The organism is Rhodococcus sp. Leaf233 (assembly GCF_001426165.1).
Taxonomy (GTDB): domain Bacteria; phylum Actinomycetota; class Actinomycetes; order Mycobacteriales; family Mycobacteriaceae; genus Rhodococcoides; species Rhodococcoides fascians.
On record NZ_LMRO01000009.1, the window covers coordinates 50,658 to 72,157 of the forward strand.

Below are 21,500 nucleotides of genomic sequence, written 5' to 3' on the forward strand. Positions count from 1 at the left end.
TCGGCTCAACGAATATCCAGGGGTGGTCAATGGCCGATCAGCGCACGTATCCAGTGGGGCAACTGGCACGCGCCATCGACCAGCTGCCGTCGATGATCGGCTACTGGGACAGCTCGGAGCGCAACGTCTTCGCCAACAAGGTCTATGCCGACTACTTCGGCATCGAGCCGGCGCGCCTGGTCGGTATGCACATCAGCGAGCTCCTCGGTGAGGGACTGTACGAACTGAACAAGCCCTACATCTCGGGAGCGCTCGCCGGCGAGCAGCAACAGTTCGACCGCACACTCATCGACGTCAACGGCGTCGTACGCGTCACCCAGGCCACCTACGTCCCCGATATCGTCGACGGCGGCGTCGTCGGATTCACGGCAATGGTCGTCGACGTCAGCGCCCGTGCCGAGGCAGAACGCGAACGCGACCGCGCCGTCCGCCTCTTCCAGATCGCCATGGAGTACGCGCCCATCGGTAAAGCGCTACTGACGATCGACGGCCGCTGGCTGCAAGTGAACAAAGCACTGTGCGATCTCCTCGGGTACACCTCGGAAGAACTGCTGCAGAAGACCTTTCGAGACCTGACACATCCCGACGACATCGCGATGGCAGACGAACACCTCGCCGGATTAGCCGACGGGACCCTCGCCAGCGTGGCATCGGAAAAGCGATACATCCGCAAGGACGGAGCCACGATCTGGGTCCAGCGGAACGCCACCGTGGTACGAGACAACGACGGGGACGACATCATCATCGCTCAGATCCAGGACATCACCGCCCGGAAGGGAGCCGAGGCGGCACTCGAGCGCCAACTGTTGATCGACGACCTGACCGGTCTGGCCAATCGCCGACGGTTGATGGCAGAACTTCAGGCCCTCAAAGAAGCCGGCGACGAAACCCCCGTCGGAATCCTGTTCGTCGACGTCGACTCCTTCAAATCCGTCAACGATCGATACGGCCACGCAGTAGGCGACCGACTGCTCGCCGCCATCGGAGCCCGCATCCGCGCCGACCTCCGCGCCGGAGACATCGCCTGCCGCACCGGAGGCGACGAATTCGTGGCCCTGCTGCGTAGCTCCCGATCGGCCGACGGAGTCGAACGCCTCGCCGCACGAGTGCGGGTGCTACTGGCCGGCCCGTACCTCATCGACGGTGTTCCGGTACCCGCATCGGTCAGCGTCGGATGGAGCTGGGACAAACCCGTCAGCCCCGAAAAATTACTGCACATCGCGGACGAACGCATGTACTCGTCGAAACGACGCTGACCCCTGTCAGGACGACAGATCGACGCGAGTCCCGATTCCGGTCGAGAGAGCGCGTTCGATGATCAGTTCTGCGACCGCGAGATCCTCGAGCCCGATACCCGTGGAGTCGAACAGCGTGATGTCGGAGTCGGCCGTGCGCCCGACCTTGCGTCCGGTGATCACGTCCCCCAACTCGGTGTGGAAGTCGGATTCCTGCGCGGCTCCGTCGGCGATCGCCAGTAGGGCGTCACCCGACTTGGACAGCGCCGTTGCGGTGCTGTCGACCACCACCCGTGAACGCGCGATCGCCGTTCCGTCGACCTCACGCTCGTCGGGGCGCGGCGCTGCACCGACGACGTTCAGATGGGTGCCGTCCACCAGCCAGTCTCCGAACAGCACGGGATCGACCGACGGGGTGAGCGTGCACACGATGTTCGATTGGTGCGCAAGCTGTTCTACGGACACCGCGTGCTCGATCTTCAGGTCCAGGTCGCTCAGAGCGTCTCGAAAACGTTCGACGGTATCGGCTGATCGCGACCAGACGAAGACACCATCGATGCCTCGGACGCTGTGGATGGCGCGGACATGTTCGACGGCGAGGTTTCCCGCGCCGACGATTCCCAGTATCGAACTGTCCATCCGAGCGAGGTGCTGGGTGGCCACCGCACTGGCAGCGGCCGTGCGAATCGCAGTGATTGCACGGCCGTCCAGTACCGCGACACATTCTCCGGTCCGGGTGGACGTCACCAGCATGGTCGAACGCTGCCGAGGCAGAGCGCGGGAACGGTTCCCCGGTAGGTCCGACAACACCTTCACCACCGCGAGTTCGGAGGTGCCGGACTGCGCCACCATCGGAATGACTCGACCGTCCTCGGCAGCCTCCATCGACGACGGTGCCGGATTCTGAGCGATGCCCGCCGACAGGTCGGCCAACGCGCGCTCGACCGCCGCGAACATCGTCGTTCGGTCGAGCAGGGCGGTGATCTCCGAGTGACGCAGTACCAGGGCCATGGTCAGCCGACCGTCGTCAGTTCTGCTGCATCGACGACGCGGGAGGTGACCAGATCTACGAACGGAGGTGCGGTGTGAACCATGCCCTCCTCCTGGAGGATTCGCATCCAACGATCGCTGGCGTCGGCATCGATACGCACGGTGTCCCACGTCCTGGACTGTTGTATCTTGGTGCACGCAGCAGACAGGGTCGGCAGTGCGATGTTCGGCCAATGCTCGACCAGGAGGGGCTGCAGTTCACTGACGGGTGTCGCCTTGACGGTCGCCATGGCTGCGTCCAGGCCGGATGCGAACTTCACCAGACGCTCTTCGAGTTCCTCGAAACGGTCTGTGCGGCAGTAATACACACTGTTCGGGCCTAGCCCACCCACCTCGGCGTATTCGACGACGATGTGGCCGGTCCCTCGATCCGACATGATCTGCGCAGTGGTGATGTCCAGAATGATCGCGTCGCCGAGCCCGTCCTCGAACAACTCCACGAACATCGGAGTCGACAGATCGCGGAGGAATGTGGTTCGTGAGGAGTCCACGCCGCTCTCCCGCATCATGCCTGCGGTGATTGCGTACGGAGCGCTTCCGCCGATACCGGGGGCGAGCACGGTCTTTCCGGTGAGCGCCGACCAGTCGAACGGGCCCTGAAGCTTCTCGCGCATGACCAGAGCTTTGGGGAACTGGTGGTTCAACTGTGCGAACACGGTGAGCTGACGCGATGTGCCCCAGTACATTCCGGGAACCCACAACCCGCCGAGAGCGATATCGGCTGCGCCGCTGGCAAGGTCGTCGAGCACGCCGGTCCAGGGGTCGCAGGCTTTGGCGTGGACCTCGAGGCCGTTGTCGGCGAAGAGTCCGGCGTGGTCGGCGTAGTACTCGGGAAGGTAGTTCAGGCCGTGTGCGGTGGCGGAGATGGACAGTGAATCGGTCATGATGTGTCTCTTTCTTTCGTATGAGGCTCTGGATTACGCTGCGACGAGTTCTTTTTCGGTCACCGCCTCGAGCGAGCGTCCGAAGGTCTCGGGGCCGAACTTCGCCGCGACGACGAGCAGGGCGTACATGCCGGCGATCATCAGGAACACTCCGGCCACACCGGCGATGTCGAAGAAGAACAGTGCAGCGAACGGCATCACCGCGCCGGCGACATTGCCGATTCCGTTGACGACCGAGGTGCCCATGCCGCGGATCGACGTGGGGAACAGCTCCGGCGTCCACACCGAGAGCATGGTGTTGAGCATCATCGTGAAGAACTGGAAGACAGCGCCGAGGACGAGGATGGTCGCAACGTTGTGGGCCAGCGTGGCGAAAGCGATGGCAGAGATGCATCCGAGCACGGCGGCGGTCATCACGGTCGGTCGGCGACGGACCCGGCCGGCCAAATAGCATGCAGCACAGGCACCGAAGAGACTGCCGATGTTCATGATCATCGTGAACAGGAGTGAATCGGTGAGGGAGTAGCCACGGGAGACCAACAGAATGGGCATGAGGAACAGCAACGTCACCTGAGCGCCGAACGACATCCACGAGGCAGCGCCGATGGCGGCAGTGCGGCGAAGATTCTGGCCTTTGAACACCTCTGCGTACGACGTCTTGCCGGTGGCGGGAAGGACATCCGCTGCGGTGACGAATTGCTTTGTCGGGCCCGGGTTTCGGAGGCCGGAGATCGATCCGCTGGCGAGTCGGGTGAGGCTGCGGTTCGCGTCGTCGATTCGGCCCTTGGACATGAGGAATCGGGGCGACTCCGGGAGATACCGCCGGAAGAACACCACGAGTACCGCAGGCACCGCCAGGATGACGTAGGTCCAGCGCCACGACGTGTCGTCGCCGCCGAGAACTCCACCGAGAGGGCCGAGTACGAGCATGAAGAAGCCGAACGACGCGATATTGCCGATGCCGCCGGACGAGATGTTGAGTGTGGCCAGCAGTGAACCGCGGTGCCTGGTTGCGACGAGTTCGGCGAGAATGGCCAAGCCGACGGTGAATTCGCCACCGAGGCCGATACCGACGATGAAGCGGCTCGCGAGCAACATCTCGTAGCTCACCGCGGCAGCGCTGATGAGACCGCCGAGCGTGTACACGAGTAGGTTGAGGCTCAACGCCATTCGGCGACCCCAGCGGTCTGCGATGTATCCACCGATGAGGCGACCGACCAGTCCGCCGATTACGGTGGCGGTGTTGATGAGGGTCAATTGTGCATTGCCGATTCCGAGTGATTCCTTGATGAGCGGGCCCATCGCTCCGGTCGAGTTCTGCTCGAGGCTGTCGAAGAACAGTCCGGCCATCAGCAGCAGGATCACCGCACCTTGGACTCGAGTGAAACCGATGCGATCGAGCGCATTGGTCAGTCCTGACGCAGGGGCAGGCGGCTGTGTGTCGGTCGGCTGGGAAGTGGTCGGATGAGGGTCGGTCGGATGGACGGATTCCGAGGTAGAGGCAGACATGGTGTGCTCCAGCGGGCTGGCAGGCACCGGCAACGGGTGTTTTCCGGTGAGTCGCCTCCGGTGACACTCTGAAACGACTGCCTAATTTGTATACAAACCATGTGTCGTCACCGTTATCTTCCGCTACGAACGTGTTAAGGACTCGATATATCGCTCGTAATTGTATACAAAGACGGCGCTATGACGGCCCCGGGGTTGCAGCGGACGCATCCTCGTCGCGCCGCAGGTGCTCATCCATCAGAAACCCGGCCTGCACAGGGGAGCCGTTCAGAATGGCTGCCGCCAGAGCAGCATGATCGTGAACGGATGCGCCCGGGTCGTCGCCGAGGCCCCACGCGACCCGGCGATTGACACCCGCCAGCATCTCGCGCAGCTGGTCGTTACCTGCCGCGGTCGCAACGAGATCGTGGAACGACGGCCCGTCGGTGGAGCCGGGAGTGTCCGATCGTGCTCCGTGGCGCGCCCGCTCCACCACCGACGCCAGTTCGGCGGCCACGGAACCGCCCCTGTTCCTGGCTGCCAACTGAGCAGCCAAGACCTCGAGACCATGACGAACCTCGAGAAGTTCCTTGTTCTCCTTGTGCAGGGTGGTGGACACCGTCGCACCCCGATAGCGAACGATGGTGACGAAACCCTCGGCCTGCAGCTGAGCCAGCGCCTCGCGGACCGGCACGCGAGACACGCCGAACGCCTTGGCAATCGACTCCTCGATCAGCCGCTCACCGCCGACGCGTCGACCCGACAGAATGTCGTCACGCAACGTCTGAGCAATCGTGTCGCCGGGTGATTCGTCGTCTGAATTCACGAAGTGGAGTCTAGTGCGGGCAGAGAGCGCGTCTGCGTCGTCTGCACGGCGTCGACCCGCCCGAAGGGTGCGGACTACGCGAGCACCACTTCCACGCCACTGTCACGGAAGGCCTCGATCTGCTCCGGCGCGGCATCGGAATCGGTGATGAGCGTGGTGCCCGGCGGAATCGGGGCCCAGGCGTGAAAGGGCTTCTGGCCGAGCTTGGTCGAATGCGCCAGGACGTACGTCGTCGTGGCACGTTCCATCATCAACTCCTTGAGTTGAGTCTGCTCGTAACCCGCTTCGCAGATCCCGAAATCGGCGGCGACGGCGTCGGCACCGAGGAACGCCCGATCGAAGGACACTCGTCGCAGCGACGCCTCGGCGAGAGGACCGACAAAACCCTGGCTCAGGTGCCGTAATGTGCCGCCGATGCACTCGACGTGCACCTCGTCGGCGTCGGCCAACGCCTCAAGCGCCGTCAATCCAGCCGCGATGACGGTGAGGTCGACGGCATGACGCAAATACTCCGCCATGGCACCGACCGTCGTTCCCGCGTCGAGCAGGACGGTTTCCCCGGGCTGCACGTACTCCGCGGCCTTGGCCGCGATGAGCCGCTTGGCCTCGTATCCCTCGAGGGAGCGTTGCTTCACCGACGCCTCGTGACGGCTGCCGATGGCAATGGCCCCGCCGTAGGTGCGGGCCAGAAGCCCCTGCTTGGTGAGGTGATCGAGATCGCGCCTGATGGTCGAGGCCGTCACCTGGAACAGTGACGACAGCTCGTCGACGCTGGTGAGGCCACCGGACTTGGCCAGCCGGACGATCTCGCCGCGCCGCGCTTCCGATGCTCGCACCTACTACCCCCTCGTCAGCCCAGTAATGCTGGGCTCGTTGCCAATTCGGCGGCCTGCCGCAGGGCTTCGACCATGCTACCGGCTTCGGCGATGCCCTTACCTGCAATATCGAACGCAGTGCCGTGATCGACGGAGGTGCGGATGACAGGCAGGCCGACGGTGATGTTGACGCCTGCCTCGATTCCGAGCACCTTGACCGGGCCGTGACCCTGGTCGTGGTACATCGCGACGATCAAGTCGTAATCGCCTCGGCCGGCCAGGAAGAACGCGGTGTCGGCGGGCAGCGGGCCCACCGCATCGATGCCGTCGGCCTTCAACTTCTCGACGGCAGGCACGATCTTGAGGTCCTCCTCGCCGTAGCCGAACAAGCCGTTCTCGCCGGCATGCGGATTGATGCCACACACACCGATTTTCGGGTTCGGAGTGCCCGAGCGGACGAGGGCCTCGTGTCCGCGTCGGATCGTTCGCTCGACGAGTCCCGGCTCGATCTTCGCGACGGCGTCGAGCAGACCGATGTGCGTGGTGACGTGAATGACCTTGAGCTTGGGGGTGGACAGCATCATCGACACCTCCTCGGTGCCGGTCAGGTGTGCCAGCAGCTCGGTGTGGCCCGGGAAGATGTGCCCGGCGGCGTGCAGGGCCTCCTTGTTGAGCGGGGCGGTGCAGATGGCCTGGACTTCACCTCTCACGGCGAGTTCGCTCGCAACGCGGATGTAGTGGAACGCGGCGTCGCCTGCCACGGCCGACAACTGCCCCCACTGGAGGTCGTCGGGAAGCAGGCCGAGATCGATCACGTTGATGCGCCGCGGGCTGAACTGTGCGGCATCGACGGTGTCGATCGTGACGATGTCGACGTCCACGCCGAGAACCTGGGCGGCCAGGCGCAGCCGCGGAGCATCGCCGATGACGACAGGCTTGCACCGTTCGAGCGTTGCCGGATCGATCATGGCGGGCACGATGACCTCGGGGCCGATGCCCGCGCCGTCGCCCATGGTTACCGCGATGTACGGCCGAAGTGCTGTGGTCATGTCAAAGCCTCACTGTGAGAAGAAGAAAGCGTACGAGCAGTGCCGTGTAGGTACGCGGCCATTGCGACGAGACTGTCCGGGCCGCCGAAGCTCCCGGGGCGGGTGGCGACGTATTCGCCTGCGGGTGTGCGGGATACGACCGCCCCGTGATGGATTTCGGCAACCGGACGAAGGGCGGTGACACCCAGGCCGTCGAGCACCCGGCGGGCGGTTTCCCCGCCGGTGAGTACGAGACTCACCGAGAGCCCGCGAACGGCCTCGGCGACCGTGCCGGCGAGCGCCTGGGATATGTCGGCCGAGCGCGACGCGTCCACCGGCCCCGCCAGGGACAGCACCACCGTTCCGTCGGACAGGGCGCTGCGCACCCTGTCTGCGCAGGCGTGGGTCTGCGGCAACTCGTCGACGTGGACGGCGACGTGCGTTGCACCGGCGTCGACCAACTCCGATACTTGCTGCATCGCAACCGATTCGGCGGTTCCGACGACGACGAGAACCGAATCCTGGGTCACTGCCGCAGCGTCGCGATATCGAGGATCGAGGGTACGCGCCACAGCCGCCGCCAGCGCCGAGGTGCCGACGAGTCGGACACCCGGAATGTTCGCCGACACCGCCACGATGGCGTCGAGGTCTGCATCGGACCGGACGTCGAACACTGCCACTGCGCCGGAATCGACTGCAGCACGAAGTGCTTCGGGGCCGTCCTCGGATGCGACGGCGACAGTGGGGACTCGTCCGAAGAGCTCGGTGATCGAGGACGGAGCCTCGGTGGGCTCCATGGCCCACCGGCCGCTGAGATGCAGCGGAACGCCGTCGATGTGAGGGATGCCGTTCTCGACGGTGCGGCCGAGAGCGGGAAGCCCGGCCGCGAACACGACGGGGCCGGTGGCGAGTAGGGATTCGACCTCGGCGGCAATGTGTCCGCGCAGCATCGAATCGATCTTCTTCACGACCGTGACGTGCGACGGCAGTAGTGCGATGGACTCACGTACGCGGGCCGCGGCCTCGTCGGGGGACATGACTCGGGTGCCGAGATCGACGACGCAGACGTCGGTGTCGGTGCCGTCGTCGATGCTCCCGATGTCGATTCGCAGTGACACGTCACGATCGAGGAACAGTGCGGCAGATTCTGCTGCACCCGACAGGTCGTCGGCGAGAATGGCGATGGCGGGGCGCTGCGCGATGGTCATCGTGCGCTCACCCCTTCGATTCTGCGCTGTGTGCGCACTTCAAGGTAACACTATTGCGTGTTTCACGCAGCTTCATAGCGATGTCCCTGCGCACTGGACGATCGTCTGCCCGGTGATGCTGCGTCCGTGCGGGGACAGCAGGAACGCGACAGTCTCCGCCACTTCCTCCGGAGCGATGAAATGACCCAACGGCGGCGTGATCGGAGGGGTGGAGACGCGTCCGGGATCGTTGAGCATCGGTGTGTCCGTCGGGCCCGGCGCGACGACGTTGACGGTGATTCCGCGCGAGACCAACTCCATGGCCCACGAGCGGGCCATTCCCGTCAACGCGGACTTGGTGGCGACGTACTGGCTCTTGCCTGCCACCCCGGTCATCGTCCTGCTGCCGATCATGACCACTCGACCGCCGTCGACCATCCGAGGCGCCAGCCCGTTCACCAGAATCTCGGCCGCTGCCACGTGCACCCGCCACATCTGCTCGCTGTGCGCGGGATCGAGCGCGCCGAGCCGCCCCGAACGCTGGACTCCCGCGGCATGGACGATCGAATGGGGGTCGGGCAGTCGGTCGACGACGGCAGATACCGCCGCACTGTCGGCCAGATCCACGCCGATCCACCGATGTGGGCCGCCGTCCTCGAAGCCGGTCGCAGGTCGAGAACGGCTCAGGCCGGTCACCTGCCAGCCGCGGTCGGACAGCGTCCGAGCGATCGATGCACCGATGCCGCTGCTCACTCCGGTCACGACGGCATGCAATGGGGATGTCACCGGCCGTCACCGATCCAGGTCGGCTCGAGCCGAACGTACTTGATGGCCTGACGAAAGTACGTGTACGCAACGTGAATTCGGCCGTCGGGGCCGTAGACGATCGACGGGTAGGAGAACTCGCGGTTCGACCCATCCCTGGAATTGTTGGTCAAGCAGTAACCATCGCCCTCGTCGAGGTTGCGCCGAACCGGCCAGGTCACGCCACCGTCGGACGAGAGTGCCAGCGTCATCGGGGCACGCGGTGCGCCCCAGAATGCGGCGCGGTCGTCACCGTCGTCGAGAGGACTCTCGGAGGCGTCGGTGCCCTCGGCCAGTCCGTCGTCGTCGATCTCGTCGTAGAGCGATACTCGGCGGGCGGTGGCGTCGAGCGCGGAGGAGTGGTTGTACACGAGCGCGAGGGTTCCGTCGCCGTGCCCGACGACCTGAATGGAGGAGTTGTTGTTCGGCAGCTCGGTGGCGACCGGGGCGCTCCACGTCTCGGCGTCGTCGGTCGAGACGCTTCGGTAGATGTGATCGGCCCAGCGGCTGCGGTACAACGCCACCAGCGAACCGTCCTGTTGCACAACGATGTTCATGTGGACGCATCCGAGGCTGCCTGGCACGACGACCTCACGCCACGTCGCACCGTCGTCGTCGGAGATCAGGACCCCGCTGTAGTCGCGATCGCCCACCCACTTGCGTCCGTCGATCTTGACGCAGTGAAAGACCGGCAGCAACAGGCGTCCCGATGCCAGCTGTACAACGGGCTGCCGGACGAACACGCCACCAGCGTCGGTCTCGGGAACCAACACGTGCGTCTCGCCCCACGTCGATCCGCCGTCGGACGAGATGCGACGCAGTACCCGTGCGGTGTCCTGATTGCCGGCGTGCTGAGAAGTCCACAGCAACCAGACCTCGCCCGAATCACGAACGAACAGAACGGGGTTCTGCTCGGAACGGGTGCCGTCGTCGGACAGCTGGATCGGGGTGCTCCACTGCTGTTGTTCGGCATCGAGGCGTGAGAACCAGACACTGATGTCGGGAACACCCTCCTGCGTGCCGGCGAACCACACGCATGCCAGGGCTCCGTCGGGCAGGATCGCCAGGTTCGCCGCATGATTCTGCACCTGCGGGGCAGGGAGGAACGCGTCGGATCGACCGGGCTCGGACGTCGCACGCAGGGTGCCGTCGGCGAGGAGGTCGCCGGGGGTGAGGAAGCTCGTGTTGCTCATGTTCTACCTCTTCTCTCTCAGGAAGTGAGAGTGACCGAAGCCATGTCGTAGGAGTTGGTGGGTCGCAGATCGATTCCGTCGATGCGATTGCGTCGGGCGATGACCGTCTTGGGTACGAACGACCACAGGCACGGCCATGTCTCCCAGATCTGACGCTGCGCCTGCGCGAGTGTCTCGTTGCGGGTGACGCTGTCGGCATCCTCGGAAGCCTTGGCGATCAGTGCGGTGATCTCGGGAAAGATGTAGCCGTGATACGTATCTCGGGTCTCTTCCTTCGCGGCAGTGCCCGCGTACATACCCTGCATGATGGTGACCGCGAGTCCGGTGGGGCTGGGGAAACCGTTGCCGAGAATGTCCCAGTCGCCCGCCTTGCCCTGACGCCACGTCGAGATGTCGCCGCCCGGCTCGAACTGCTGCAGGGTCGCACGGACGCCGACTGCGGACAGCATCTGCAGAACCGACTCCATGATGTCGGTGTCGGCGGCGAATTCACCTGTCTCCCAGATGATCTTCACTTCCAGGTCTTGCACTCCGAGCGCGTCGAGCTCCTGGCGTGCGCGCTGTGGATCGTAGACGTACTCACCGGTCTCGATCGCGCCGGTCAGAATGCCGGGGACCACGCCGCGGGACGGAGTTGCCGCGCCCTGCATCACCTGGTCGATCAACGCATTCCCGTTGATCGCGTAGCTCAGTGCTCTACGGACGCGCGGATCGGCCAGTGGGTGCCCGGCCGGTTTGCGGAAGTTGTAGAAGAGCTGGTTGAGGCGCACCCCGTCGGTGCGTTCTACCGTAACGCCGGCCAGGCCCGAGAGCTGATCGGCGGCATCCGGGGTGATGGCGTCGATGACATCGACTTCGCCGCTGCGCAGAGAGACGACGCGATTGGACTCGTCGGGGACGAAACGTACGTTGACCGAATCGACCGAAGCCGGCGTGCCCCAGTACTTCTCGTTACGCGCCAGCGAGTAGTTGCCGGTACCGCGGTCTGCGTCGGTGACCACGAACGGCCCGGTACCGACGCCACCCTGTAGATCCTCGGGGACGTTGTCCTCAGCGGGAGTGATCAGAATGTTCGACATCAGGTAGTCCAGGACCGGGATGGGGCGCTGCGTGTCGAGCGTGAACGTCGAGTCGTCGATCTTGCCGACGGTGGGCCACTCGGGGAAGAAGGTGCCCACGAACCCACCGGTGACCTGGCTGTACATGCGCAGTGCCGTGTCGACATCCTCCACCCGAACCGGCCGACCGTCGGAATAGGCGATACCCGGTCGCAGATGCACCAGCCATCGCGTCGGTGCGACCAGCTCGAAGCTGTCGGCCAGGACGAGCTGCACTGCCAGCGCAGAATCGATGGTGGTCAGGGCCTGGCGGATCGAGCGCTGAACGGTCAGAGCGGCATCGAACTGCAGAAGCTTGTTGTCCAGGCTCACCATGGATCGGTTCATCGCGAGGCTGACGGTGTCGGGGCCGGGACGACCGGTAGGAGTTGCGCAGGCGCTCACGCCGCCGAGCGAAAGCCCGGCTCCGAGTATCAGACTCGTGCGGAACAGTGACCGTCGTGAAAAGCGCTGGTTGGCAAAGCTTTCGGTCATCGTTGACCTCTCGGGACTGTCACATCGAAATGTGGATGTCGGTTCGGGTCTCGTAGACCCGCGTCGACGAAAGTGATCGTGGACACAACCGGACTGTACTACGAAATGCTTGAAATGCGCAGAAAAATATTGCCAGTTGCGCAAAACGCGCATGAGTGCAATTGTGAGCTGAGTTACAACAAGGCAGTGTTATCGAAAGGTCGACGATGACCCAGGTAAGACCACAATCGCAGGTGGGTCGATGACCCAGCTCACCGCCAGCCCGCCGAGTGTGCCGAAGGCCAGGGCCGATTCCGTGCTGCCCGCATTTCTCGCTGCGCCCATGGCGCGCTACGTGGTGCGGCGCCTCGGGCAGAGCCTGCTCACCATCTTCCTGACGCTCACCACGGTGTTCGTGCTCATTCGCATGGCTCCCGGCGACCCGGCCTACTCGATGGCCGGCCCGCTCGCCAGCACGGAAGACCTCGCGCAGATTCGTACCAATCTGGGTCTGGACCAGTCGATCTTCACTCAGTACGCGCTGTACCTGAAGGGCCTGTTCACACTCGACCTCGGTACCTCGTACTCCTTCCAGGCACCGGCACTCGACGTGGTTCTGCAGCGCATTCCGTACACGATCACCCTGGCCTTCGCCGCCATCCTGCTGACCACCGTGGTGTCGATTCCCCTGGGCATCTGGATGGCTCGCCGCGCCGATACCCGACGCGAACTCGGCGCGAACGTCGTGACGATCGCCGGTCAGTCGATGCCGGACTTCTGGACCGGCCTGATGCTGCTGACGTTCTTCGCCGTATTGGTTCCCGTGCTCCCCGCAGCCGGATTCACCAGCTGGTCCTCGCTGATCCTGCCCGCCGTCACCGTGGCCATCCTGCAGATCGCCCTGATCTCCCGCATGGTCCGGCGCGAGATGGTCAACGCCTATGCCTCCCCGTACGTCACCGTCGCCCGATCGAGAGGCGTCACCGAACGCGAGATCACCTGGCGCTATGCCCTGCGGAACTCGTCGATCCCCGTCGTCACAGCATTGGGCACCAGATTCGCCTCGATGCTCAACGGCGTCGTCGTGGTCGAGGTGGTCTTCGCATGGCCGGGCGTCGGTTCACTCGTGGTTCGCGCCCTCGAAACCAGGGACTACCCGCTGATCCAAGCCACCGTTCTGGTCACCGCAGTGCTCGCTGTTCTGGTGCAACTGGCCGTCGACCTCTGCTATCCGCTCCTCGATCCACGCGTTCGCCTCGGGAAGGCAGCAAACTGATGACAGTCGTCGACAAGCCAACGGACACTCCACGTCCCAGCGCCGTCACCGCGAAGGACTTCGCATCGGCGGGTGCCACCCGTCGCCGACGCGACAGCCGCGTCAAGATCTGGATCGGCACCGCGTGTGCACTCGTGGTCATTCTCCCGGTCGCCTTCGCGCGGGTGCTGCCCCTCGACTCGCCCGATGCCACCGACCTCGGTCAACGCCGGCTCGCGCCGCTGACCGACGGACATCTGTTCGGCACCGATCAACTCGGCCGAGATTTGCTGGCGCGCGTCCTCTACGGCGGACAGGTCTCGCTCACCGTGGGAATTCTGGCCGTCATCGTCTCCGGTCTCATCGGACTGACCCTGGGATCACTGGCAGGCTTTCTCGGCGGCTGGGTGGACGCGACGGTCTCCCGCCTGCTCGAAGCTCAGCTGTCACTGCCACTTCTGATGATGCTGCTGCTCGTCGTCGCCCTGTTCGGTCCGTCGATTCCGGTCATCACCTTCGTCATCGCCATCGCGCAGTGGCCCGAAATCGCCCGTCTCACGCGATCACTGGTGCTCGTGGAGCGGGAGAAGCCCTACATCGCCGCGGCTCGGGTGCTCGGCCTCGGCCGCATCGCCATCCTGCTTCGCCACGTCGTTCCCAACATCATCAAGCAGGCGTCGCTCGTGGTTCTGCTGTTGCTGGCGCAGGCCGTGCTGCTCGAAAGCGCGTTGAGCTACCTCGGTGCCGGGCCGCAACGTCCGTTCGCCACCTGGGGTCGCATCATCTCCGACGGCCAGGACTACATCACCACCTCGTGGTGGCTCGTCACCTTGCCCGGCCTGGTCATCGTGCTCCTCGTCGTCGGAGTCAACCTGCTCGGCGACGGACTTCGAGACCGTCCCGCCGGATCGGGCCTGCTGCGAATGTTCTCCCGCACGAACAAGAAAGGGCGTGCCTGAGACATGGGCAATCTACTGAAGGTCGACGAACTGCAGATCGAGTTGGTCACCGACAAGGGCCTCATCAGAGCCGTCGACGGTGTCTCGTTCTGCATCGAAGCAGGAGAGACGGTGACCATCATCGGTGAATCGGGCTCCGGCAAGTCCACGACTGCAATGGGCATCCTCGGGTTGCTGCCGTCCGATCTGGCGGTGCTGTCCGGATCGGTGACGTTCAAGGACACCGAGATACTCGGAAAAGACAAGGAGCTCTGCGGAATCCGAGGCAAGCACATCGCGCTGATCCCGCAGGATCCGATGACGGCTCTGAGTCCGGTGCACACCATCGGCAGTCAGCTGCGCGAAGCCGTTCGACACAGTGGGGTATCGGGTCGATCCGAACAGACCAAGCGCTGTGTCGAACTGCTCGAACAGGTCCGCATACCCGACCCTGCAACACAATTGGACAAATACCCACACCAGTTGTCCGGCGGCATGCTGCAACGAGTACTGATCGCCGGCGCATTGGCCTCCGGGCCGGAGCTCATCGTCGCGGACGAGCCGACCAGTGCGCTCGACGTCACCGTGCAGGCAAGCATCCTCGATCTGCTGCTCGAACTACAGGAGCGCACCGGTATCGGCATGCTGGTCATCACCCACGACCTGGGCGTGGCTCGACTGATGTCCGATCGTATCTACGTCATGAAAAGCGGTGTATTCGTGGAGAACGGTGGAGCCGAGGAGCTCGTCAACGCTCCCAAGAGCCCGTACACGAAGAAACTGCTCGACGCGATCCCGCAGTTGGGGCCCTGGAACGAGAAGGTGGAGGCCTCGGTATGAGCGCACCATTGTTGTCGGTGGAGAACCTCGTCGTCGAATACCCGGTCGGTAACGGCGTGTTCAGAGCCGTCGACTCGGTGAGTTTCTCGGTGGAGAGGGGCAAAACCGTTGCTGTAGTCGGTGAATCGGGCTGCGGGAAATCGACGATCGCCAAGTCGATCGTGCGGTTGTTGACCCCTACGTCGGGATCGATCATGGTCGACGGCACGGACATCGCGCAGATGTCCGAAAAAGCACTGCGACCCTTCCGCTCTCGCGTCCAGATGGTCTTCCAGGATCCCTACGGTTCACTGGATCCGCACCTCACCGCAGTCGACATCGTCGGAGAACCGCTTCGGCTCAAAGGTATTCGGAGTAAGTCCGAACGCGCGACCAGAGCAGCAGAACTGATCGACCGCGTCGGATTGCCGAGCACTGCCCTGACTCGTCGACCAGCGGAGTTCTCGGGCGGACAGCGTCAACGAATCGGTATCGCCCGCGCACTGGCGTCGGGACCGGAGATCCTCGTGTGCGACGAGGCCACCAGCGCGTTGGACGTTTCCGTTCAGGCCCAGGTGCTGGAATTGCTGCGCGAGATCCAGCAGCAGACGGGATTGACCTACGTGTTCATCTCGCACAACCTCGGCGTCGTGCGCGAAATCAGTGAGACGGTCGTCGTCATGTCCAAGGGACGCATCGTCGAACGAGGTGACACCGAGGAAGTACTCGCGCGACCGAAGCAGCCGTACACCCGCGCGCTGCGAGCGGCAGCTCTCGACCCCTCGACGATGACAGGAACCAAACCGCGACATATCGTTTCGCGGCTCGCCAAGACTGGAGTAACCGCATGACCGCGCTCAATATCTCACCCCTCGTCCTGGGAACGATGACGTTCGGCGATACCGTCGACGCATCCGGGGCGGCCAAGATGGTGGACGCGGCCCTGGACGCCGGCATCACCCATATCGATACCGCGAACGGCTACGCGGGCGGTGAATCGGAGCGGATTCTCGCTGACCTTCTCGCCACTCGCCGTGATCGCGTCACGCTCGCCACCAAGGCCGGTATGCCGCACCCCGACGCCGACGGCAACAGCCCGCTGTCTCCGAAAGGGTTGCGACTCAGCGTCGATGCCAGCCTGTCGCGGTTGGGCACCGACTACGTGGACCTGTTCTATCTGCATCAACCCGATCGTGCGACTCCTCTGTCCGACACTCTTGTTACGGTCGCCGAGCTGGTGTCCGAAGGAAAGATCAGAGCCCTCGGTGTCTCGAACTTCGCTGCCTGGCAGATCGGTGAAATCAATCGGATAGCGGACGACGTGGGTGCGCCCCGACCCGTTGTGGCGCAGCAGTTGTACAATCTGCTCGCCCGTCGGATCGAAGAAGAGTACGTGGAGTTCGCGGCCGTCACAGGCCTGATCACGATGGTCTACAACCCGCTCGGCGGCGGGCTCCTCACCGGCAAACACGCTGCGGGAGTGCAACCGACCGACGGTCGATTCGGAGATTCGCGCCTGGCCACGATGTACCGCGAACGATACTGGAACACTGCAATATTCGACGCCATCGCCCAGCTCGGTACCGTGGCAGACAATGCCGGAATGCCGCTGACCGAGCTGGCTCTACGATGGCTGGTGTCCAAGCCCGCGACCGGACCGGTGTTGCTCGGCGGCTCCAAAGTGGAGCATCTCGAATCGAACATCGCCGCCCTCGGACGCGGGCCGCTCCCCGGCGACGTGGTCGCAGCATGCGACGAGGTCGGCGCGGCTCTGCGCGGACCGATGCCGAACTACAACCGCTGAGAGGCTTTTCAATGACTGCACAGGAATTCGCTGCCCGCGTACGCAACCGCGAACAGATCCTCGGGTATTGGTCGGTCATCGACAGCCCCGTCTCCACCGAATGGCTCGCCCATGTGGGGTGGGACTACATCGCACTCGATCTGCAGCACGGCCTGATCGGATACTCGGGCATGCTGGCAGGAATCACCGCTATCGACGCCGCACAGGGACCGGCCGCTCTGGTGCGCGTCGAAGCCAACAACGCCACGGTGATCGGCCGGGCCCTCGACGCCGGTGCAGCGGGAGTCATCGTGCCCCTCATCGACACTGCCGAAGATGCTGCCGCCGCGGTAGCGGCAGCTACCTACCCGCCCGAAGGCATCAGGTCCTACGGTCCGATGCGCTCGCAACTACGCATCGGGCCCAACCCCGCCGATGCCAACCGCGATACCGTCGTCCTCGCGATGATCGAGACACCTCAGGGCCTGGCCAACGTCGAAGAGATCTGTGCCGTCCCCGGTCTGGACGGCGTCTACGTAGGGCCATCGGACCTACGCCTGGCCGTCGGAGGGTCCTCGCCGAGCGACCCATCAGTGGACGAAGAATTCGACGCCGCCATCGTCCGAGTCCAGAAGGCCGCCGCGGCAGCGGGTATCACCGCAGGGATTCATACCGCATCGGGAAGCATTGCTGCGCAACGACTTGCCCAGGGCTACACGTTGGCCACGGTTGCATCCGACCTGACGCACCTCAAAGCCGTGTCGGCCGAGCACCTAGCGGCGGCGCGGGGATAGGCCCACGCTTCTTACGCGAATCGACCCGATACGCCAGATAGAGATACAGAAAGCCGGTGACGGTGCCGCCGAGACATCCTGCTGCAATATCGAGGGCGGTGGTTCCCGAGTTGATCGTGAAGTGGAGCAGGAGGAACCCTATTGCGACGGCCGGGACGAGTGCCAGGGCGTTGATGTAATCGGCGCGAGTTGCGCCGCACTTCTTGCTCAACGCGCCGGTCATGACCCACTCGCGAAATGGCTTCTGCATCTCAGGCTCCTCGTATGGGTCTGATTTGTCCCGTTCAGCCAGGATACCGGAGAGTTGGTTTAGGTAGGGTTCGAGTTATGCGCGCTGTTGTCTTCCTCGCTGTACTCGCGATCATCTACAAGTGGCCGGTGTTCGGAGACAGCCCTGGCCACTGGTCGGCCCTGAGTCAGGGAATCATGTTCGGCGCGATCATCTGCACCGTCGCTACTCCTGCGGGATGGAAGGCCATCCGGCGAATAGACGGACGGATGCGGTCTTAGGTTCGATGCCCGTGGGGCGGCGTTGGTCCGGATTGCGCCGCAAACGCGAGCGCATTCGTCAGGTGCGCGCGGATTCGTCGCCAATTTCGACCGCCAGAGAGGGCCATTCGACAAAAGCGCGCGCGTTTGCGGCGGGGTTCAGTCTCGTTTCGTGACTCGGCCGGAGCAGTTCGGCGTGGGCGTCCGTTGCCTCCCAATCCACCTGAATTGGGTGCAGCTAGCCGCGCTCACAGCGCGGTCAGCTGCACCCGATTCGAGGGTGGTGAGGCCATGTGTTTGGGTGAGCCCCATGGACTGGGTCGGCAGAGAGCTGTGCGTGGCCGCGGGGAGCGGGGCAGTCACGTCTGCGGTACTCATCGCACCGGTCATCGATGGCAAGTGGTTGGATCTGACTCTCCCAGCCGTACTCGGTGCAATCGGTGGACTGCTGGTGGGATTCGCGGCGGTGGTCGGCGGAAAGTACGCACTGAAGACTGCGGTGCCGTGGCCACCGAGCGGTCGCACACAATGGCGACACCGATTTGCCCTGTGCACTGCGGCAGTGGTGACACTGTTCGTTGCCGGGCTCTCTGCATGGGCCAGCGCTGCCTCGGGGATGGTCGCGTCGGACAGCGCGGAGCCGCCGATACAGCTGATGGTGACAATTGCGTTGACTGCAATCAGTTACGTGTTCGCGTACTTCCTTGCGCCCGAGGTCAACTGACTCCGGCTGGAGCGGTTCAGTCCGAACCGGTGAACGCGCCGAGGACACGCTCACCGACAGGCGTCAGGGCCGTCGAACGCGCCCACCAAGAGGCAGGCGATATCACGCGGAACTCTCCACTGATTGTCGTATCGCACGAATGACATCGGTCCGACGGGATAACTGTCCATGCTCCGGAAAGTTCCGACACCCATGGCCTCCACCGAATCGGGACCGGTCGAAGCGACGGTTGTGAATTCGATGTGTTGCGGATCCGGCTGAGCGCCCCAGGCGCGTGCGAGCCGCACGTTGTTCTCGGCCGGCCCGTCGAACAATCGAGCTCGATCTTCTTCGCGAATCGAGTAGTCCACGCTCGCTGCGAACAGAGCCGTCAACTGGGCTGCGGTCGGGACATCGTCGGTGATGGGCGGTGGCGGAGAGGCGAATTGCGTCGGGCTGATCGATGCGACCGGCGACTTCGGCACGTCCACTTCGACGGGGGAGCAGGCGCACGCGAGCAACACCACAACGACCGCGCTCACTCCGACAAGTTTCACCGGCCCAGTATGAACCGAAACAACATGGTGGGTAGGTGAATCGGCGTCAGATACCCGACGTCGTCAGGCTCCGGTTGTGTTGGGCGGTGATCACCAGTACCGGTATGGCGATCGGCAGGATCAGGGCCGCCGCTGGAAGCACGAGGGCAGCAGAAGCAGTCGTCAGGTTGTGGACCGCTACAGCCACTATCCATGCACCCACGGCCGCGATGGCCTGCGCACCCACTCGGAGGGCCGTCACTGTCCCCGGTGAACGAACTGCGAATTTGCCTATGGTCATCGGCAGATAGTGGCCCTCGTTCACCTGTGACAGCTGCAGCGTCGCGACAGTCATCGTGGCCGCGCTGATGGCGGCGATCAGGAGGCCGAGAAACAACATGCTCAGTACGATACGCAAACTTGTGGCCCTAGGCTGCTGGTATGACTGCCGCTGCGAATTCCGATGCGACCCGTCGTCGGGTGCCGTCCTGGTTACGAGAGTTGACGGTTCTGGTCGTGGTCGCATTGTTACTGAGTGTGCTGCTGCAAACTTTTGTCGGCCGTGTCTATCTCATCCCGTCGCAGTCCATGGAACCCACGCTGCACGGCTGTCCCGGTTGTACCGGCGATCGAATCGTGGTGGACAAGATGACGTTTCGATTCGGAGATCCGCAGCCGGGTGATGTGGTGGTGTTCAAGGCTCCGACGGAGTCGTGGAACAGGGGATACACGTCTAGCCGATCGAGCAACGCAGGAGTGAAGGCGTTGCAGGACGCGGGATCGTGGGCCGGACTCGTCGCGCCCGACGAGAACGACCTCGTGAAACGGGTGATCGCAACAGGCGGGCAAACCGTCCAGTGTTGCGATGTGCAAGGAAGAGTCGAGGTCGACGGGCAGCCGCTCGACGAGCCCTACGTCGCGTTCGACTTCCCCTACGACGCGGACACACTCAACTGCGCAACAGTTCCGCAGTCCGGTCGCTGTTTCGGGCCGGTGACCGTACCGTCCGGCAATCTGTGGATGATGGGCGACAATCGAAGCGGCTCAGCAGATTCGAGGGCACACTCCCGTGACGAACTGGGCGGAACGGTCCCCATCGAGAACGTGATAGGCAAGGCCAGATTCATCGTGCTGCCACCGTCGAGATGGGGAGCCATCGACTCGCCTGCGATACAGCGCTGATCGCTAGTCGGCGTCGCGCCTGCGTGTGATACGAAAACCATTGCAGTACAGAACAACGGCGAGGACCGCTCCTATCGCCGATCCCGCGAACGGAGCGAGCCACAGCCACAACCAAATGCGTGACCGCACCTCGAAGGACAGGTCCAGCGCATTCACGTAGTCCGAATTCATCGTGACTCCGGACAGCGGCGTGTACGTGCCGTAATAGATCTCGGGTGATGCGATGTCAGGGGCCAACGCCAGCTCGACGAGGTGACCGCCAATGGGAAGCAGCCCCACCACGAAGCCGAGGGTGGTGAGAATCAGAACGATCGAGCGCATTCCCACGATCCTGTCGAGTAGCAGCGTCTTAGAACCCGAGATCGCGCTTACGACGCTCGCGTTCGATGCGTCGCTGTTCCTCGGCGCGTTCGCGGCATTGCCGGAGGAATTCGGCGTCCGCATCCGGATTCTGGGCGGCCTGACGACCCGGCCGCGTCTCGTACTCGGGGTACGCGGAGTTGCTCGCGCGACCGTAACCGGACCCGCCCGCACCTCCCCAAATCCCGGCACCGACGGGCCGGCCCGCAACGAGCCAGGCCAGCGACCCAGCGAACGGGAGGAAGACGATGAGCAGAATCCAGACGATCTTGGGCAGATAGCGGATGCCACCCTCGTCTGCGGTGATCGCGTCGATCAGACAGAACACCCACAGCAGCATGACCAGCAAACCGAAATACGGCATTGTGTCCCTCCATGTCCAAGACCGCTCGGTCCGTTGTATCGAAGATCGTAGCGCTGTCCTCGCGATTTCGACAGACGAGTCGGTTTGGAAATCTGGGTGGGGCTCGGACACGGCCGGATGTAGCGTCAATGTCCTTGGCAGTAGATGTACAGAGATGATCGCTGCCCATCCCCGGTGAGCAGGACGGTCACCGGAT

Annotated in this window: 25 protein-coding genes; 10 read left to right on the forward strand and 15 right to left on the reverse strand. The window is 63.8% G+C overall.

What is annotated here, in order from left to right; all coding sequences use genetic code 11:
- Positions 1 to 29: 29 nt before the first annotated feature.
- Positions 30 to 1,256, forward strand: coding sequence for a sensor domain-containing protein (locus ASH04_RS10955; protein ID WP_057473515.1), 1,227 nt, complete (start codon positions 30 to 32; stop codon positions 1,254 to 1,256).
- Between the two features lie 6 nt (positions 1,257 to 1,262).
- On the opposite strand, the gene ASH04_RS10960 is transcribed toward ASH04_RS10955, so the two are convergent.
- From ASH04_RS10960 to ASH04_RS11005, 10 genes are all read right to left on the reverse strand, one after another.
- Positions 1,263 to 2,246: an ornithine cyclodeaminase family protein gene (locus ASH04_RS10960; protein WP_057473516.1), complete on the reverse strand. Its 984-nt coding sequence runs from the start codon at positions 2,244 to 2,246 to the stop codon at positions 1,263 to 1,265.
- A gap of 2 nt (positions 2,247 to 2,248) precedes the next feature.
- Positions 2,249 to 3,169: an ABC transporter substrate-binding protein gene (locus tag ASH04_RS10965; RefSeq protein WP_057473517.1), complete on the reverse strand. Its 921-nt coding sequence runs from the start codon at positions 3,167 to 3,169 to the stop codon at positions 2,249 to 2,251.
- A 33-nt stretch (positions 3,170 to 3,202) separates the two neighbouring features.
- Positions 3,203 to 4,678 (reverse strand): MFS transporter, encoded by a 1,476-nt coding sequence (locus ASH04_RS10970; protein WP_200937312.1) that lies wholly within the window; start codon positions 4,676 to 4,678, stop codon positions 3,203 to 3,205.
- Positions 4,679 to 4,856: 178 nt separating this feature from the next.
- Complete coding sequence (locus ASH04_RS10975) at positions 4,857 to 5,483, reverse strand: GntR family transcriptional regulator (protein WP_057473518.1); 627 nt, start codon at positions 5,481 to 5,483, stop codon at positions 4,857 to 4,859.
- Positions 5,484 to 5,557: 74 nt separating this feature from the next.
- Complete coding sequence (locus tag ASH04_RS10980) at positions 5,558 to 6,319, reverse strand: DeoR/GlpR family DNA-binding transcription regulator (protein WP_057473519.1); 762 nt, start codon at positions 6,317 to 6,319, stop codon at positions 5,558 to 5,560.
- A gap of 14 nt (positions 6,320 to 6,333) precedes the next feature.
- Positions 6,334 to 7,347, reverse strand: coding sequence for a 4-hydroxythreonine-4-phosphate dehydrogenase PdxA (gene pdxA / locus ASH04_RS27165; RefSeq protein WP_032371816.1), 1,014 nt, complete (start codon positions 7,345 to 7,347; stop codon positions 6,334 to 6,336).
- Entirely contained in the window at positions 7,344 to 8,534 is a 1,191-nt protein-coding gene (locus ASH04_RS27170; protein WP_057473520.1) for a four-carbon acid sugar kinase family protein, read from the reverse strand. Before ASH04_RS27170 ends, pdxA begins: the two co-directional genes overlap by 4 nt.
- Positions 8,535 to 8,606: 72 nt before the next feature.
- Positions 8,607 to 9,299 (reverse strand): SDR family NAD(P)-dependent oxidoreductase, encoded by a 693-nt coding sequence (locus ASH04_RS10995; protein WP_057473521.1) that lies wholly within the window; start codon positions 9,297 to 9,299, stop codon positions 8,607 to 8,609.
- Complete coding sequence (locus tag ASH04_RS11000) at positions 9,296 to 10,510, reverse strand: sialidase family protein (RefSeq protein ID WP_032389759.1); 1,215 nt, start codon at positions 10,508 to 10,510, stop codon at positions 9,296 to 9,298. The genes ASH04_RS10995 and ASH04_RS11000 overlap by 4 nt, the downstream gene beginning before the upstream one ends.
- A 17-nt stretch (positions 10,511 to 10,527) precedes the next feature.
- Positions 10,528 to 12,102, reverse strand: a complete 1,575-nt coding sequence (locus tag ASH04_RS11005; RefSeq protein ID WP_027495526.1) for an ABC transporter substrate-binding protein — start codon at positions 12,100 to 12,102, stop codon at positions 10,528 to 10,530.
- Positions 12,103 to 12,424: 322 nt separating this feature from the next.
- On the opposite strand from ASH04_RS11005, the gene ASH04_RS11010 reads away from it, so the two are divergent.
- The 6 genes from ASH04_RS11010 to ASH04_RS11035 are packed head-to-tail and all read left to right on the forward strand — an operon-like array spanning position 12,425 to position 17,670.
- Positions 12,425 to 13,357 (forward strand): ABC transporter permease, encoded by a 933-nt coding sequence (locus ASH04_RS11010; protein WP_027495527.1) that lies wholly within the window; start codon positions 12,425 to 12,427, stop codon positions 13,355 to 13,357.
- The gene (locus ASH04_RS11015; RefSeq protein ID WP_027495528.1) at positions 13,357 to 14,295 is read left to right on the forward strand and encodes an ABC transporter permease; all 939 of its coding nucleotides are present in this window, start codon (positions 13,357 to 13,359) and stop codon (positions 14,293 to 14,295) included. Before ASH04_RS11010 ends, ASH04_RS11015 begins: the two co-directional genes overlap by 1 nt.
- 3 nt (positions 14,296 to 14,298) lie before the next feature.
- Positions 14,299 to 15,114 carry an ABC transporter ATP-binding protein gene (locus ASH04_RS11020; RefSeq protein WP_057473522.1) on the forward strand — a complete coding sequence of 272 codons (816 nt, stop codon included), beginning with the start codon at positions 14,299 to 14,301 and terminating at the stop codon, positions 15,112 to 15,114.
- Positions 15,111 to 15,944 carry an ATP-binding cassette domain-containing protein gene (locus ASH04_RS11025; protein WP_051365009.1) on the forward strand — a complete coding sequence of 278 codons (834 nt, stop codon included), beginning with the start codon at positions 15,111 to 15,113 and terminating at the stop codon, positions 15,942 to 15,944. Before ASH04_RS11020 ends, ASH04_RS11025 begins: the two co-directional genes overlap by 4 nt.
- Positions 15,941 to 16,897, forward strand: coding sequence for an aldo/keto reductase (locus ASH04_RS11030; protein ID WP_057473523.1), 957 nt, complete (start codon positions 15,941 to 15,943; stop codon positions 16,895 to 16,897). The genes ASH04_RS11025 and ASH04_RS11030 overlap by 4 nt, the downstream gene beginning before the upstream one ends.
- An 11-nt stretch (positions 16,898 to 16,908) precedes the next feature.
- Positions 16,909 to 17,670: an HpcH/HpaI aldolase family protein gene (locus ASH04_RS11035; RefSeq protein WP_032371821.1), complete on the forward strand. Its 762-nt coding sequence runs from the start codon at positions 16,909 to 16,911 to the stop codon at positions 17,668 to 17,670.
- Here ASH04_RS11035 and ASH04_RS11040 read toward each other — a convergent pair.
- Complete coding sequence (locus tag ASH04_RS11040) at positions 17,627 to 17,920, reverse strand: hypothetical protein (protein WP_032383053.1); 294 nt, start codon at positions 17,918 to 17,920, stop codon at positions 17,627 to 17,629. The two genes, ASH04_RS11035 and ASH04_RS11040, sit on opposite strands and share 44 nt — an antisense overlap.
- Before the next feature lie 77 nt (positions 17,921 to 17,997).
- Between ASH04_RS11040 and ASH04_RS11045 the strand changes: the two genes are divergently transcribed.
- Both ASH04_RS11045 and ASH04_RS11050 read left to right on the forward strand, forming a co-directional pair.
- Entirely contained in the window at positions 17,998 to 18,180 is a 183-nt protein-coding gene (locus ASH04_RS11045; RefSeq protein ID WP_027495532.1) for a hypothetical protein, read from the forward strand.
- A gap of 280 nt (positions 18,181 to 18,460) precedes the next feature.
- Entirely contained in the window at positions 18,461 to 18,883 is a 423-nt protein-coding gene (locus ASH04_RS11050; RefSeq protein ID WP_162247527.1) for a hypothetical protein, read from the forward strand.
- Positions 18,884 to 18,933: 50 nt separating this feature from the next.
- Here ASH04_RS11050 and ASH04_RS11055 read toward each other — a convergent pair whose 3' ends face one another.
- Both ASH04_RS11055 and ASH04_RS11060 read right to left on the reverse strand, forming a co-directional pair.
- A complete protein-coding gene (locus tag ASH04_RS11055; RefSeq protein ID WP_057473525.1) occupies positions 18,934 to 19,419 on the reverse strand; it encodes a hypothetical protein in 486 nt (161 codons plus the stop codon).
- A 46-nt stretch (positions 19,420 to 19,465) separates the two neighbouring features.
- Complete coding sequence (locus ASH04_RS11060; RefSeq protein WP_057473526.1) at positions 19,466 to 19,798, reverse strand: hypothetical protein; 333 nt, start codon at positions 19,796 to 19,798, stop codon at positions 19,466 to 19,468.
- A gap of 41 nt (positions 19,799 to 19,839) precedes the next feature.
- Here ASH04_RS11060 and lepB point away from each other — a divergent pair, with 41 nt between their 5' ends.
- Entirely contained in the window at positions 19,840 to 20,580 is a 741-nt protein-coding gene (lepB, locus tag ASH04_RS11065) for a signal peptidase I (protein ID WP_057473527.1), read from the forward strand.
- Between the two features lie 3 nt (positions 20,581 to 20,583).
- Here the strand turns inward: lepB and ASH04_RS11070 are convergent, their stop codons facing one another.
- Together ASH04_RS11070 and ASH04_RS11075 are read right to left on the reverse strand one after the other, a co-directional pair.
- Positions 20,584 to 20,901: a hypothetical protein gene (locus ASH04_RS11070; RefSeq protein WP_057473528.1), complete on the reverse strand. Its 318-nt coding sequence runs from the start codon at positions 20,899 to 20,901 to the stop codon at positions 20,584 to 20,586.
- A 28-nt stretch (positions 20,902 to 20,929) separates the two neighbouring features.
- Entirely contained in the window at positions 20,930 to 21,304 is a 375-nt protein-coding gene (locus ASH04_RS11075) for a PLD nuclease N-terminal domain-containing protein (protein WP_027495537.1), read from the reverse strand.
- Between the last annotated feature and the right edge of the window lie 196 nt (positions 21,305 to 21,500).